Raw genomic sequence first — 14713 nt, 5'->3', positions numbered from 1 at the left:
AGCTAGTTCGCGGGGCACACGCGGAACGGCACCTCGTCGCGCTCGGCGCTGCCCACCTCGAGGAACAGGGCCATCACGCGGGCGAGGTTTTCCGGGGGCAGCGGGGCCAGTTCGGCCAGCAGGCGGTCGGCAATCCGGCATCGTTCCCCATCGAAGCCGCGCGCGATCATGGTTGCGGCGGCGGGTGCGAGCGCAGCCTTGGCGACGCCTTCGAAAGGCCCGTCCACCGGCAGACGCGAACCTGCCAGCCGCTGCGCGATTTTGCGCGCACGCGGCCACGCCCGCTCCGCCTGCGGGGCGAGCCTGGTCTTGAGCGAAGCCGAGCGCGTGCCGAGGAAGGGCTGGGCGGGCAGGGCACCCGCGCAGCGCTGTTCCAGCGCGCCGACAAGCTCGGGCATGACATAGGCGACCAGCGCCTCGTTCTCCGCAGGCGAGATGCACGGGCGCGCGGGGGTTTGCGCCGCGGCAGTGGTGCTCGCGGCGAGCAGGCAGGCGAGGGGGGCGAGCTGGCGGATCATAGGGCGCAAGGGTTCCATGCTGGTCGGTCGGCCTGCGTTGCAGTGCGGGCACTGAGCAAAAGGTGAATGCGCTGGCGGATCGACAGCGCCGCCGCGCTGCATTAGCGGAGGATCGCGATGAGCACCCGTTTCCAGTTCGATATTTCCGTCCGCAGCGGTGCGGCCCGCACCGGCACGATCCAGATGATGCGCGGAGAGATCCGCACGCCCGCCTTCATGCCAGTCGGCACGGCCGCCACGGTCAAGGGGATGAAGCCCGAAAGCGTCCGCGCAGCGGGCGCCGACATCATCCTTGGCAATACCTACCACCTCATGCTGCGCCCCGGGGCGGAGCGGGTCGCGAGGCTGGGCGGGCTGCACAAATTCATGAACTGGGACCGCCCGATCCTGACCGACAGCGGCGGCTATCAGGTGATGAGCCTGTCCGATCTCAACAAGCTGACCGAGGAAGGCGTGGAATTCCGAAGCCATCTCGACGGCTCGAAACACATGCTCACGCCCGAACGCAGCATGGAGATCCAGCGCCTGCTGGGCAGCGATATCGTGATGGCGTTCGACGAATGCCCCCGCGCCGACCGCCCGCTGGCCGAGATCGAGGCGAGCATGGAGATGTCGATGCGCTGGGCAAAGCGCAGCCGCGATGCCTTCGACGCGGGCGGCGAGCACGCCGCCCGCGCGGCGCTGTTCGGCATCCAGCAGGGTGCGCTGGACGAGACCCTGCGCCGCCGCTCTGCCGAGGCGCTGAGCGAAATCGGGTTCGATGGCTACGCGATTGGCGGGCTTGCGGTCGGGGAAGGGCAGGAGGCGATGTTCGCCACGCTCGACTTCGCGCCCGGCCAGCTGCCCGATAATGCACCGCGCTACCTGATGGGGGTGGGCAAGCCGGACGATCTGGTCGGCGCGGTGGAGCGCGGGGTCGATATGTTCGACTGCGTGCTGCCGACCCGCTCGGGCCGCAACGGGCAGGCCTTCACCTGGGATGGCCCGATGAACCTTCGCAATGCGCGCTTCGCGGAGGATACCGATCCGCTCGACAGCAAATGCGCCTGCCCGACCTGCGCGACCTACAGCCGCGCCTATCTGCATCACCTGATCAAATCGGGCGAGATGCTGGGCGCGATGCTGCTGACCGAGCATAATATCGGATTTTACCAGCAGTTGATGCAGGCGATGCGCGATGCCATCGCGCAGGATCGCTTCGCCGCCTTTGCGCGCGGCTTTCGCGATACCTATCTTCGGACAGGATGAGCTACCTCGCAGAACAGGACCGGCAGCAGCGGATCACGCTGCTCGTTATTCTCGGTCTGGGATCGCTGATGATCTGGCAGGCGCCCTTCGGCGCGCTGCTGCTGTATCCCTTCACCATCCTGTCCACGTGGTTCCACGAGATGGGCCATGGCCTGTCCGCCATCCTGATGGGCGAGCGGTTCGATTCGCTGGTGATCTATCCGGACGGATCGGGCGTCGCGATGTCGCTGGTCTCGCCCGATCGCACCGCGCTGCAGGATGCGATCATCGCGGCGGGCGGGCCGATCGGCCCGGCGCTGGCAGGCGCGGCGCTGATCGCTTCGTCTCGCACGCTGAAGGGCACGCGCATCGCGCTCGCGGTGCTCGGTTCGGCCTTGCTGGTGACGACGGCGATCTGGGTCCGCAGCATGACGGGCTGGCTGGTCCTGCCGATCGCCGGGATTGCGATCCTAGCCATCGCACGCAATGCCAATGCGGACCAGCAGCGCTTCGCGATCCAGCTGCTCGGCGTGCAAGCGGTCATCAGCGTATGGGCGCAGTCGGGCTACCTGTTCACCCAGGGCGGGATGCTGGGCGGCATGCCGCAGATATCGGACACCGGCGCGATCTCCGCCGCGCTCGGCCTGTCTTACTGGTTCTGGGCGATCGTGCTCAGCGCGATCAACATCGCTATCCTGTGGTGGAGCCTGCGCTACGCATTCCGGAGGTGAATGCGTGGCCCCCATGCGGTGGGTTTCTGCGCAACGCCCCGGCAACTGCGGGCGCCCCCTTGCGCGCGACGAGCTGCGTGACCTGTTGCAGCGGTGCCGGTTTGCCGAAGAAATAGCCTTGCAGATGCGTACATCCCAGATCGCTCAGCAGGTCTCGCTGCTCCTCGCACTCGACCCCTTCGGCCACGACTCCCATAGACAGCTGCCGCCCAAGGCCGATCACCGCCTCGACGATGGCGCGCGCCGTCTTGGAGCTTTCGATATCGGCGATGAAGGATTTGTCGATCTTCACCTTGTCGAACGGAAACATCTGAAAATAGCTGAGCGAAGAATGCCCGACCCCGAAATCGTCCATCAATATCTGGATGCCGAGGCTGCGCAATTCCTCTAGCTGGGTGAAAGTCTCCTGCGTGTTCTCGATCACCAGGCGCTCGGTAACCTCTAGCTGGAGCCGCCGCGGATCGACACCGGTACGCTTGAGCGCTGCACGCACAGTCGGAACCAGGTCGCCCGATTTGAACTGCTGCGGCGATAGATTGACCGCGACCCGCACCTTTTCGGGAAGGGCAAGCATGTCTTCGCACGCCCGGTTGAGCAATTTACCGCCCAGCTTGTCGATCAGGCCGCAATCCTCGGCCAGCGCGATGAAGATTTCCGGACTGATCGGTCCGCGGGTCTCATGCTCCCACCGGGCGAGCGCCTCCACGCTGCTGACCATCCCGGTACGGACGGACATCACCGGCTGGTAATGCAGCACGATGTCGTCTCGATCGATCGCGATGCGCAGATCGCTTTCCAGCATCCGGCGATCGCGAACCTGCGCATCGAGCGTCGCATCGAATAGGCATATCCTTCCGCCGCCCTGCTTCTTGGCGCGATCCAGAGCAAGTTCGACCCTGTCGCGCAGTGCTTGCGGGAAGCTGGCGTCTTCGGGGAAGAAGGCCACGCCCACCGACGCGCCGATATGGCAGAAGGTCCCGTTGGCCACGATGGGCGCGGCAGCGGTGCTAACGATCTTCTGGGCGAGCTGAATAGTCCGGCTTTCCAGCCGGTCGCCCTTCAGAAGAATGATGAATTCGTCACCGCCGACCCGGGCGATCGTCGCCTGCGCGCCGCAGAGAATCTGTAGCCGGGTGCCGATCTCCTGCAAAACTGCGTCGCCTGCCGCCTGGCCGAATTGCTCGTTTACTGCCCTGAACCGGTCCAGGTTGACGCATAGCATCGCGAACGGCGTGCCTTCGCCCACACAATCCGCAAGCAGTTCCGAAAGGCTTGTCCGGTTGAGCAGTCCAGTCAGCTCGTCGTAGCGCGCGAGCCACTTTTTCTCGGCTTCGGTGCGGCGAAAATCGGTCATGTCTTCGCCCACGCCGAGGACATATTGCCCAGGACGATCGGGGCCATCCATCACGATGCGGCTTGTCCGGATATCGAAGGACTGGCCATTCTTGCTGACAAATGTGCTTTCGTAGCGGAACGGTCGCTTGGTCTGCGCCGCCTTCAGGTCGCGTTGCTCGAATTCTTCGCCGATGGCGCCGAACAGTTCACGGTCGCTTCGACCGATGACTTCACTCTCCGGCAAACCGATAATTTCACATGCCTTGTCGTTCACGAGGACGTATTTCTTGGTCGAGAGATCCTTCACGAACAGCAGCGAGGGCAAGTTGGCGACGATCGCGTCGAGCAGATTGCGGGTGTGGTTGCGGTCTGTCTCCAGCGCTTTTCTCTCGCGGATATCGCGGAAAATGGCTGCGAAGCCGCCGGCGCAGTCGTGGCCTCCCCAGCGGGCGAGCGACATATCGGTAAGCAGTTCCTCCCCGTCAGCCGTCTGAACGGGCAGTTCGCCGAAAGTTCTCAACTTGCCCATCTGACCCGAGGCGCTCGCACGGGCGAGCCGTTCCTTGTGCCCATGGCGATAGCGTTCGGGCATGAGAATCTCGATGCTCTTGCCCAGCACGTCTGCCGCAGGGTGGCCGAACATGTCCTCCGCGCCGCCATTCATGAGAACGATCTTGCCCTCGCGATCCGCAGCGACGATCGCGTCGGTGGTGGCATTGATGACCTTAGCTGCAATTTCGCCGGTTAGCCGCTCGCGCCGCGCGATGAGCAGGCTCGAAGCGAGGCTGGCGAGCCCCTTGAGCAGACCGGCACCCTTCTCGTCGAAGTCGGGCCGCGGGGCGGGGTCGATGACGCACAGGCTGCCGATGCACGAACCATCGTCGAGGATTAGCGGAGCCCCCGCGTAGAAGCGAATTCCGCCCTTGGCCGTCACAAGCGGATTGTCGCGGAAGCGCGGATCCTGCGCCGCGTCGTTTACCACCAGAAGGTCGCGCTGTTCGACGGTATGATGGCAGAACGCGATATCGCGGGGCGTTTCCGCAAAAGGCAGGTTAACCCGTGATTTGAACCACTGCCGATCGTGATCGACCAGGCTGATGGCAGCACTTTCAACCCCGAACGTCGACGCGGCAAGCGCGGTCAGTTCGTCGAATTCGGCCTCCACCGGCGTGTCGAGCACCGCCAGATCCGCCAACGCTTCAAGGCGTCGGTCCTCGTCGCGCGCGTGCTTGTCGAGATCGGGTAAGTCCATCCGACCGCGATAACGGGAAACTATTAGGAAATCGTTCGCGTCGATTTTCGCTCGCTTGTCGTCGGAACCTCTTGATCCCACGCACAAAAAAGGCGGCCCCGAGAGGCCGCCTCTTGTTGTCAGCTTAGCGAACCGATCAGCGCGAATAGAATTCGACGATGAGGTTCGGTTCCATCGTAACCGGGTAGGGCACTTCGTCGAGCTTGGGCACGCGGGTGAATGTCACCTTGTCGGTGCCGTCGGGCGCGACATAGTCGGGAATGTCACGCTCGGGCAGGCTCTGCGCTTCGATGACCAGCGCCATGTCCTTAGCCTTGGCACCCAGGCCGATCACGTCACCGACGACGACGCGGCGGCTCGGGATGTTACACTTGCCGCCGTTGACGGTGATGTGGCCGTGGTTGACCAGCTGGCGCGCGGCGAAGATCGTCGGCGCGAACTTGGCGCGGTAGACGACCATGTCCAGACGCTGTTCGAGCAGGCCGATCAGGTTCTGACCGGTATCGCCCTTGATACGCGCGGCTTCCTGATAGGTGCGCTTGAACTGCTTCTCGGTGACGTCGCCGTAGTAGCCCTTCAGCTTCTGCTTGGCGCGCAGCTGCAGACCGAAGTCGCTCATCTTGCCCTTGCGGCGCTGGCCATGCTGGCCGGGACCGTAGGAACGCTTGTTGACGGGCGAATTCGGGCGACCCCAGATGTTCTCGCCCATCCGGCGATCGAGCTTGTACTTGGCGCTTTTGCGCTTCGACATAATCCATTCCTTCAATTTGCTGGCCCACCCCAGTGGTGAGCATCGAACCCGGCATCGCACCGACGGGAGTAAATCCACGTCGCGGCCACCGCTTCACCGGGGTGCGGGGCCAATCTCGTGAGGCTTTTAAGGAAAGCTCGCGAAGCGAAGCGCGCACATAGCAATATTCGTGCGTGGGTCAAGGTCTCGACAGGATGGCCGGGTCAGGGCAGAGGCAATCGTGATGAGCGAAACCGTAAAGCCCCCCGAAGACTGCGAAACCATGGCCGAAGTGCGTCTCGGCGTAGATACGCTCGACCGCGAACTGATGCGGCTGATCGCGGTAAGATTTGGCTACATGCGAGCGGCCGCGCGGATCAAGCCGGAGCGGGGCCATGTGCGCGACGAGGCGCGCAAGGCGCAGGTGATCGACAACGTGCGCGAAGATGCGCGTAGAGAAGGCATCCCCGAAGCCGCACTGGGCGACATCTGGGATGCCCTGGTCGAAGCGTCGATCGCTTACGAAATGGTCGAATGGGAGCGGTTGCGGAGCAGCTAGCCCCGCGTTCGCGTCAGTTTCCGCCGGCGCCGCCGGTCATCGCACCGCCAGATTTGATTTGGATCTCGGCACCGACTTCGCCGGATTCGAGCGCGGCCCACTGCGCCTCGGTCATGCAGACGCGTCGGCCCATGCGCGAACCGGTCTTCGCGACCTTGCGGCAAACCTTCTTTTCCTTGGCCGGCTTGGCCTGCGCTTCCGACTGGGTCGTGCTGCTATCGCTCTGATCCCGTTCGGATTGTGCCATCAGCGACACAGGAGCGATCAAGACCGCCAGAGCGACGGACCGTGCAATCAAGGACATAAAATAGAACTCTCTGATAACTGAGGTTTTCGGTTGTTAGCCGCTGCATGTGCTATGTCACAGGCAAGGGTTTGTCTAACGAAAAGCCGAACCTCCGCTGGCCGAGAGGTGCCGCCCTGCAACTCACGATTGCAACAGTTCGAGGCTGTGGCGTCCGCCCGCGAAAAAGCCAGATCGGCGATGCCTTTCTAGTCGGGGCGTTTGCTGCCCATTCCCATCACGCTCGAGGTCCTTCCGGAAAACGGGCTCCATGCGCCCATATCCGTATTATCGCCCTTGGTCATGATTTCGTCGTCCACGTTCCGCGTTGCCGCCGCGTCCCATTGCGATTGCAGCATGCAGACACGTTGGGGCATGCGCGTGCCCGTCACCTTGATCCTGCGGCAGACCTTCTTGTCTTTCTTGGCTTCGACTTGGGAGCCATTGGTCGCATCGTCGGGCGCGTCCTGAGCGGACAGGGCGACGGGTACGACAAGCATTGCGAGTGCCACTATTTTAGCGATGGGAGTCATGATATTCTCCTGATCTCGCCTTTTGCGTAAGATCAGGAAGTTCATATCAGTATTTTTCGCAATTGTCTAAATCGCGTTTGGCAATGATACCTTCGGGCCTTGCAGGTACTTAGCTTCTCTTCGCAGACCCGGGGGCACCCCGCCCAGGCTCCCTTTCCAGCGAAGACAGTACACCGCGCAGGGTGCGCACCTCGAGGTGGTTCCAGCCCGGCTTGGTCAGCACGCCGCGAAGCGTGCGCCGGGTCGCATCTGCCCGCGACTCGGGCAGGAAATAGCCCTTGGGCTCCAGCATCCGCTCGAGATGCGCGATCAGCCCTTCGAGTTCGTCCTGCGGGGCAGGTGGCAGCAGATCTTCCTTGGTCGGCTGCGCCAGCCCCTTCCGCTTGGACCATTCGTACGCGCACAGGATCACTGCCTGCGCGAGGTTGAGCGATCCGAATTCCGGGTCGATCGGCACGGTCAGGATCGTGCGGGCGAGCGCGACATCCTCGGTCTCCAGCCCCGAACGTTCCGGGCCGAACAGAAACGCGCTGCGGCCCGGTTCGGCGTGGATCGCGTCTGCGGCCTGCTCGGGCGTCACCACCGGCTTTGTCACGCCGCGCTTGCGCACCGTGGTTGCGAACACATGTGCGCAATCGGCCACGGCCTCGGCGGTCGTCTCGAAAACCTGCGCCTTGTCGAGAATGAAGTCCGCGCCCGCCGCTGCTGGCCCGGCCGAAGGGTTGGGCCAGCCATCGCGCGGGGTGACGAGCCGCATCTCGCCAAGACCGAAATTGGCCATCGCGCGCGCCGCCTTGCCGATATTCTCGCCCAGCTGCGGGCGGACGAGAACGATGACGGGTTTCTCGCTCAGCGCTTGATCCGGCGATAGAGCATGTAGCCGGCCCCTGCCACGAGGCCGACCGGCCAGGTGATGACCGGCAGCAGAGCCGCGCCGACCACGCCGACCGCCGCGCCGGTCAGCACAGGCTTGGTGGAGGGATGATCCATCCCCTGCTTCATCATCCCGCTGAGTTCGGCGCGGGCGTCCTCGACCCAGTCCTGGCCGTTGCCGGGTTCTTTTTCGTCCATGTCTTATCTCCCGGGATAGACGGGGAAGGCCGCGCACAATTCGCCGACTTCGGCGCGCACGGCCTGTTCGATCTGGGCATCGCCCTCCGGCCCGTTCTTGGCGAGGCCTTCGACCACCCGCGCGATCAGTTCACCGATCTTGGTGAACTCGTCGGTGCCGAAGCCGCGGGTGGTGCCCGCCGGGCTGCCGAGGCGGAGCCCGCTGGTGATGAAGGGGCTGCGCTTGTCGAACGGAATGCCGTTCTTGTTGCAGGTGAGAAAAGCGCGATCGAGGCCCTTCTCGGCGTCCTTGCCGGTCACGTCCTTGGCAGTCAGGTCGACCAGCATCGAGTGATTGTCCGTCCCGCCGGAAACGATTCGCAGCCCATGCGCCTCGAGGCTGGCGGCGAGCGTGCGGGCGTTGTCGACCACGCGGCTCGCGTATTCCTTGAACTCCGGACGCAGCGCTTCGCGGAAGGCGACCGCCTTGGCTGCCACGATGTGCATCAGCGGGCCTCCCTGCATACCGGGGAAGACCGCCATGTTGAGCGGCTTGGAGTACTTCTCGTCATTCCACAGGATCACGCCCGAGCGCGGTCCGCGCAAAGATTTGTGGGTCGTGGTGGTGACGATGTCGCAATGCGGGAAGGGGGAGGGGTGCGCACCGCCCGCGACGAGGCCCGAGATATGGCTCATGTCGCACAGCAGGATTGCGCCCACTTCATCGGCAATCTTGCGGAACGCCTCGAAGTCCCACACGCGCGAATAGGCGGTCCCGCCGCAGATGATCAGCTTGGGCTTGTGCTCGCGAGCGGTCGCCGCAACCGCGTCCATGTCGATCAGCTCGTCGCCTTCGCGCACGCCGTAGGGCACCGGGTTGAACCACTTGCCGCTCATATTGACCGGCGAACCATGCGTCAGGTGCCCGCCCGAATTGAGGTCGAGCCCCATAAAGGTGTCGCCCGGCTGCAGCAGAGCGAGGAACACGGCCTGATTCATCTGGCTGCCGGAGTTGGGCTGCACGTTGGCGAATTCGCAGCCGAACAGCTGCTTCGCGCGGTCGATCGCGAGCGTTTCGATCACGTCGGCATATTCGCAGCCACCGTAATAGCGCTTGCCCGGATAGCCTTCGGCATACTTGTTGGTGAACACGCTGCCCGCGGCTTCCAGCACCGCAGTGCTGGCGATGTTCTCGCTCGCGATCAGCTCGATCTTGTCGCGCTGGCGGCCCAGCTCGCTGCGAATCGCGGCGTGAATCTCGGGATCAGCATCGGCGAGGGTGTCGTGCCAGAAGCGATCTTCGGGGGTGCGCGAATCGCTGGTGGGGGCGGTCTGTGTGGCCATGGTGTCAGGCGCCTTCGGTAGCGGTGGGGTTGGAGAGCTTGTCGACACGGCGCTGGTGCCGGTCGCCCGCGAACGCGGTTTCGAGGAAGGTCTGGATGCAGGCCTTGGCCTGTTCGATCCCGATCAGCCGCGCGCCCATCGCGATCACGTTCGCGTCGTTATGCTCGCGCGCGAGGCGGGCGGAAAGCTGTTCGGATACGAGCGCGCAGCGCACCTGCGGGTTGCGGTTCACCGCCATCGAGATGCCGATACCGCTGCCGCACAGGGCAATGCCGCGCATCGCGGTGCCATCGGCAACCACGCTGGCGAGCTTGTAGCCATAGTCGGGATAATCGACGCTGTCGGGAGTGTGCGGGCCAAGGTCGGCGACCTCATGCCCCTTCTCGACGAGCCATTCGTGAAGCGCCGCCTTCATATCGAGCGCGGCATGGTCTGAAGCTATCGCGATACGCATGGGGGGCACATAGTGTCTTCCTGCGCGCTACGCCACCCGCCGAAGCGCGATCATATCCACACTCGTTATGCGCGGTGTCGAGCGTGCAGCGAGGGGAAGGCGTCGGATATCCGAACGGGTTGCGACGCCATTCCTGCGGAGCGAATTAAACGCTTAGCTAGCCGAGGTTCCCGGCTCAGCCCCCTTGTTTCTGAAATACTGCATAAGCCGTTCCGTCAGGTCTGCCTGAGCTTCGGGAAGATTCGCGTTGACCTCGTTCATATAGGCCTGATTGGCGGCTGCGAAGTTCGGCTCAGCCATCACGGCGGCGGACCGCTCGAAGAACTTCTGGCCGCTCGGCGTCGATACAAAAGCGAGGATGTCTTCCAGTTCTTCTTTCGTGAAAATCGCTGCGTAACTCAGCGCCCAAGCATTCATCAGGTTGGGAATATGAGAGCGGAGGATCGTCTTCCCGTCTGCGATATACTCGGCAAGCCACTCGTCTAGGATCGCAATCGCGCCCGGATCCTGTTCTTCGATGTTGGCCAGGACACTCTCGCGCATCTGCATGGTCATCTGATCAACGGTCGCGAAGAACATCGCCTCGCGCCGCTCTTCCGGAAAGCCAAGGTCGATAATCTGCCGCGCTATAGCAACTTCGTCCGCCGGCTGCGCAGAGGCGGCCGGCCGGACCGGTGGCGTCAGCGTTGGGGCAGGAACCTGGGCGTGAGCGGGAGTGACAAGTGCGGTCGCCGCCAGGCTCGCGAGAGCGAATCTCCGGAAAACCAACACCTACTGATCCAAGAAACTGCGCATCTTGCGGCTGCGGCTCGGGTGCTTGAGCTTGCGCAGCGCCTTCGCCTCGATCTGGCGGATACGTTCGCGCGTCACGCTGAACTGCTGGCCGACTTCTTCCAGCGTGTGATCGGTGTTCATCCCGATGCCGAAGCGCATGCGCAGCACACGTTCTTCGCGCGGCGTCAGGCTGGCGAGCACGCGGGTGACGGTTTCCTTGAGGTTGCTCTGGATCGCGGCATCGACCGGGATGATCGCGTTCTTGTCCTCGATGAAATCGCCCAGGTGCGAATCCTCTTCGTCGCCGATCGGCGTTTCGAGGCTGATCGGCTCCTTGGCGATCTTCATCACCTTGCGGACCTTTTCGAGCGGCATGGAAAGACGCTCGGCCATTTCCTCGGGCGTGGGCTCGCGGCCCTGCTCGTGCAGGAACTGGCGGCTGGTGCGGACCAGCTTGTTGATCGTCTCGATCATGTGGACCGGGATGCGGATCGTGCGCGCCTGGTCGGCGATCGAGCGGGTGATCGCCTGCCGGATCCACCACGTCGCATAGGTGCTGAACTTGTAACCGCGGCGGTACTCGAACTTGTCGACCGCCTTCATCAGGCCGATGTTCCCTTCCTGGATCAGGTCGAGGAACTGCAGCCCGCGGTTGGTGTATTTCTTGGCGATCGAGATCACGAGGCGCAGGTTCGCCTCGACCATTTCCTTCTTGGCGATGCGTGCCTCACGCTCGCCCTTCTGGACCATGTTCACGATCCGGCGGAATTCTTCCAGCGCCATGCCGGTCTGGCTGGCGATGTCGGAAATTTCGGTGCGGATCCGCTCGATCGACTCGGCTTCCTTCTCTGCGAAGGCGGCCCACTTCTTGTCCTTGGCGCGGCTGGTCAGCCACTCGTCGTCCATCTCATTGCCGAGATACGCGTCGAGGAAGTCGATCCGCTTGATCTTGTGGCGCTCGGCAAGCCGCAGCATCTGTCCGCCCAGCGCGGTCAGGCGGCGGTTGAAGGCGTAGAGGTTATCGACCAGGAATTCGATCTTGGTCGCGTGGAACTGGACGCTTTCGACTTCCGCCGTCAGCTGCTCACGCAGGTCCTCGTACTTCTTTTCCTTCGCGGCCGGGAAGGCATCGCCGCGGCCGAGCACATCGACGCGTTCCGCCTGAAGCTTTTCGAACTTCTTGAACAGGTCGGTGATGCGCGCGAAACGCTCCAGCGCATCGGGCTTGAGCGCGGCCTCCATCTGGGCCAGCGACATCGTGTTGTCTTCTTCGTCGTCGTCGTCGCGGCGTTTGCTTTCACCGTCGCCGTCTTCGTCGCCCTCGGCGGTCTCGTCATCGTCGTCGTCGTCATCCTCGCGGATGGTCGGGCCGGCGGTTTCTTCGGAGATTTCGCCGCTGTCGTCCTCGTTCTCCTCCTCCATCTTGTCGACGGGAGGTTCCTTGGACAGCATCGCATCGAGATCGAGGATCTCGCGCAGCTGCATTTCGCCTTCGTTGAGGGCGTCGGACCACTGGATGATCGCATGGAAGGTGATCGGGCTTTCGCACAGCCCGATGATCATCGTGTCGCGACCCGCCTCGATCCGCTTGGCGATGGCGATTTCGCCCTCGCGGCTGAGCAGTTCGACCGCGCCCATTTCGCGCAGGTACATACGCACCGGATCGTCGGTGCGCGCGTCGACGGTTTTCTTCGGCGCGGCAGCGGCGGACTTGGTATCTTTCTTCGCACCCGAATCAGGAGCGATTTCCTCGACCTCGTCCTTCTCGGATTCAACCTCATCGTCCGATTCGACGATCTGGACGCCCATTTCCGAGATCGCGGCCTGGATGTCCTCGATCTGGTCGGAGCTCATCTCTCCTTGCGGCAGCGCTTCGTTAAGCTCGTCATAGGTGACGTAGCCGCGCTTTTTCGCCTTTGAGATGAGCTTCTTGATCGACGCCTCGTTGAGGTCGATCAGAGGAGCATCTTCGGTCTCTTTGGTCTTCGCTTCGGATGCCATGGGCTATTGAAAATCCGTTTCCTTGCCGATGTGTTCCCCGTTTTCGTCAGGAACAGCAGCGGCTTTTGAATCTCGTATCGGTGTCGCTCGCGCGATCCGTCTCGTCGCCATCTGGCCCAAGCGAGCGTCGAACGCCAGCTTCCGCTTGAGCAGACGCTGCTGTTCGGCGAACGCGCCTTCGGGATCGTGTTCGAAACGCTCCGTCGCGGCAGCCAGCGCCTTTTCAAGCGCCGGCCCTTCGACCAGCAACTCGATGGCTTCGGCCAGGTCCTCGCGCGCGGTCGCTGCATCGTGGGCTTCTCTAGGCAAGCCAGATACGGATTGTTCAGCGGACCGGGAGCCCCAGCGCTCGTGGAATATGGCCTTTTTACCGTCGGCTTCAAGCGTTTCTGCGCGTTCGAGCACAGGATCGAACAAAGAAAATGTCGCAGGGTCGATCTCGCCCAGCTCTGCAAGCGCCTCGCGGTGGCTCTCGACCAGCTCGGGAAACTGGGCGAGCTGGCCCACCACATCGGCCAGCAGGCGCTGCCGCTGGCCGCCTTGCGAAAGGTTGGCGAGCCGCTTGGCAAGCTCGGGCGAAAGCGGCTCCGGCTCATCGCGGCGCCACTGCTTGCGCGGCTGAAACGGCGCTTTTTCGCGGCGCGGGAAGGCGAAGGCGGAGAACTTGTCGAGCAGGTCGCGGCGGTAGAGCGAGCGGACGTCGGGCTCTTCGATGGACTCGATATGGGTCATCAGACGCGCCTTCAGTCCCGCCTTCGCCTCCGGCGTATCGAGCGGCGCGGCCTGCATTTCGAGCGTCCACAATGCCTCCAGCAGCGACTGCGCGCTGCCCAGCACCTGTTCGAAAGCTGCAACACCTTTTTTCTTTATCAGGTCGTCCGGGTCGAGCCCGGCGGGCAGCCATGCGATCTTGAGCGAGTGCCCCGGCTTCAAAAGAGGCAGTGCCCGCTCGATCGCGCGGCGCACCGCGCGCTGGCCTGCGGCATCGCCATCGAAGCACAGGATCGGGCAGGGAACGTGGCGCCACAGCTCGGCGATGTGATTCTCGGTCAGCGCCGTGCCGAGCGGGGCGACGCCTTCGGCAATCCCTGCATTGGCGAGCGCGATGACATCCATATAGCCTTCGACCACCACGATCCGGTCGCTCTTGCGCGCGGCCGGGCTGGCGCGATGGATGTTGTAGAGCGTGCGCCCCTTGTCGAACAAAGGCGTCTCGGGCGAGTTGAGATATTTCGGTGCGCCGTCCTTCGCCGTCAGGATGCGCCCGCCGAACGCGATCACTCGCCCGCGCACATCGTGGATCGGCAGCATCAGCCGGTCGCGGAAACGGTCGTAGGGATCCTTGCCGTCGATCGCGATCCGAAGCCCGCCTTCGACCAGCAGTTGCGGCGGCAGCGTGCCGAGCGCGGTGGCGAGCGCCTGCCGCTCGTCCGGGGCATAGCCGAAGCCGAACTCGCGCATCGTCGCCTGCGAGAAGCCGCGTCTGTTCAGATAATCGCGCGCTGCGTTGCCCCGCGGGCCCGCCAGTTCGCGCACGAAGAATTCCTGCGCGGCGCCCATCGCGTCGTGCAGCCCGGCACGGCGCTTTGCCTTTTGCGCCTCTCGCGGGTCGGGTGCGGGCATTTCCATCCCCGCAGTCACCGCCAGTTCCTTGACCGCATCCATGAAGGTAAGGCCGCGCTGGTCGGTCATCCAGCGGATCACATCGCCATGCGCGCCGCAGCCGAAGCAGTGGTAGAAGCCCTTCTGATCGTTGACCGTGAAGCTGGGCGTCTTTTCGTCATGAAAAGGGCAGCACGCCTTCCACTCGCGCCCTGCGCGCTGCAGCTTGGTCGTGCGCATGATGACGCTGGAAAGCGTCACGCGCGTGCGCAGCTGATCGAGCCATTGTGGAGAGAGCGCCATTTGATGCCGTCCTAGCC

The 14713-nt window shown here is 63.6% G+C and carries 15 protein-coding genes; 3 read left to right on the top strand and 12 right to left on the bottom strand.

The window, feature by feature from the left end; translation table 11 throughout:
• Positions 1-2: 2 nt before the first annotated feature.
• Positions 3-518 carry a hypothetical protein gene (locus K7H93_RS15110; RefSeq protein WP_230784321.1) on the bottom strand — a complete coding sequence of 172 codons (516 nt, stop codon included), beginning with the start codon at positions 516-518 and terminating at the stop codon, positions 3-5.
• Positions 519-635: 117 nt separating this feature from the next.
• Between K7H93_RS15110 and tgt the strand changes: the two genes are divergently transcribed.
• Both tgt and K7H93_RS15100 read left to right on the top strand, forming a co-directional pair.
• Positions 636-1766, top strand: a complete 1131-nt coding sequence (tgt, locus tag K7H93_RS15105) for a tRNA guanosine(34) transglycosylase Tgt (protein ID WP_230784320.1) — start codon at positions 636-638, stop codon at positions 1764-1766.
• Positions 1763-2476, top strand: a complete 714-nt coding sequence (locus tag K7H93_RS15100; RefSeq protein ID WP_230784319.1) for a M50 family metallopeptidase — start codon at positions 1763-1765, stop codon at positions 2474-2476. Before tgt ends, K7H93_RS15100 begins: the two co-directional genes overlap by 4 nt.
• On the opposite strand, the gene K7H93_RS15095 is transcribed toward K7H93_RS15100, so the two are convergent.
• Both K7H93_RS15095 and rpsD read right to left on the bottom strand, forming a co-directional pair.
• Positions 2436-5063, bottom strand: coding sequence for a sensor domain-containing phosphodiesterase (locus tag K7H93_RS15095; protein WP_230784318.1), 2628 nt, complete (start codon positions 5061-5063; stop codon positions 2436-2438). The two genes, K7H93_RS15100 and K7H93_RS15095, sit on opposite strands and share 41 nt — an antisense overlap.
• 136 nt (positions 5064-5199) lie before the next feature.
• Positions 5200-5814 carry a 30S ribosomal protein S4 gene (rpsD, locus tag K7H93_RS15090; protein ID WP_010237875.1) on the bottom strand — a complete coding sequence of 205 codons (615 nt, stop codon included), beginning with the start codon at positions 5812-5814 and terminating at the stop codon, positions 5200-5202.
• 223 nt (positions 5815-6037) lie between these two features.
• On the opposite strand from rpsD, the gene K7H93_RS15085 reads away from it, so the two are divergent.
• Positions 6038-6352 (top strand): chorismate mutase, encoded by a 315-nt coding sequence (locus tag K7H93_RS15085; RefSeq protein WP_010237878.1) that lies wholly within the window; start codon positions 6038-6040, stop codon positions 6350-6352.
• 13 nt (positions 6353-6365) lie between these two features.
• Here the strand turns inward: K7H93_RS15085 and K7H93_RS15080 are convergent, their stop codons facing one another.
• The 9 genes from K7H93_RS15080 to dnaG all read right to left on the bottom strand — a co-directional run bounded on the left by K7H93_RS15080 (position 6366) and on the right by dnaG (position 14696).
• Complete coding sequence (locus K7H93_RS15080) at positions 6366-6608, bottom strand: hypothetical protein (protein WP_054523115.1); 243 nt, start codon at positions 6606-6608, stop codon at positions 6366-6368.
• Positions 6609-6844: 236 nt separating this feature from the next.
• Positions 6845-7213 carry a hypothetical protein gene (locus tag K7H93_RS15075; RefSeq protein ID WP_230784317.1) on the bottom strand — a complete coding sequence of 123 codons (369 nt, stop codon included), beginning with the start codon at positions 7211-7213 and terminating at the stop codon, positions 6845-6847.
• 64 nt (positions 7214-7277) lie between these two features.
• A complete protein-coding gene (locus tag K7H93_RS15070) occupies positions 7278-8003 on the bottom strand; it encodes an RNA methyltransferase (RefSeq protein ID WP_338080337.1) in 726 nt (241 codons plus the stop codon).
• A 14-nt stretch (positions 8004-8017) separates the two neighbouring features.
• Positions 8018-8239, bottom strand: a complete 222-nt coding sequence (locus K7H93_RS15065; protein ID WP_197637837.1) for a hypothetical protein — start codon at positions 8237-8239, stop codon at positions 8018-8020.
• Between the two features lie 3 nt (positions 8240-8242).
• The gene (glyA, locus tag K7H93_RS15060) at positions 8243-9562 is read right to left on the bottom strand and encodes a serine hydroxymethyltransferase (RefSeq protein ID WP_230784315.1); all 1320 of its coding nucleotides are present in this window, start codon (positions 9560-9562) and stop codon (positions 8243-8245) included.
• 4 nt (positions 9563-9566) lie between these two features.
• The gene (gene rpiB, locus K7H93_RS15055; RefSeq protein WP_230784314.1) at positions 9567-10016 is read right to left on the bottom strand and encodes a ribose 5-phosphate isomerase B; all 450 of its coding nucleotides are present in this window, start codon (positions 10014-10016) and stop codon (positions 9567-9569) included.
• 153 nt (positions 10017-10169) lie between these two features.
• Positions 10170-10787, bottom strand: a complete 618-nt coding sequence (locus K7H93_RS15050; protein ID WP_230784313.1) for a DUF2059 domain-containing protein — start codon at positions 10785-10787, stop codon at positions 10170-10172.
• Positions 10788-12791 carry an RNA polymerase sigma factor RpoD gene (rpoD, locus tag K7H93_RS15045; RefSeq protein ID WP_230784312.1) on the bottom strand — a complete coding sequence of 668 codons (2004 nt, stop codon included), beginning with the start codon at positions 12789-12791 and terminating at the stop codon, positions 10788-10790.
• A 3-nt stretch (positions 12792-12794) separates the two neighbouring features.
• Entirely contained in the window at positions 12795-14696 is a 1902-nt protein-coding gene (gene dnaG, locus K7H93_RS15040; RefSeq protein ID WP_230784311.1) for a DNA primase, read from the bottom strand.
• Positions 14697-14713: the final 17 nt, after the last annotated feature.

The sequence above is a fragment of the Citromicrobium bathyomarinum genome, assembly GCF_021021475.1.
Classification (GTDB): Bacteria; Pseudomonadota; Alphaproteobacteria; order Sphingomonadales; family Sphingomonadaceae; genus Alteriqipengyuania; species Alteriqipengyuania bathyomarina.
The sequence above is the reverse complement of the archived record's forward strand: the minus strand, read 5'-3'. Positions and strand labels throughout refer to the sequence as shown.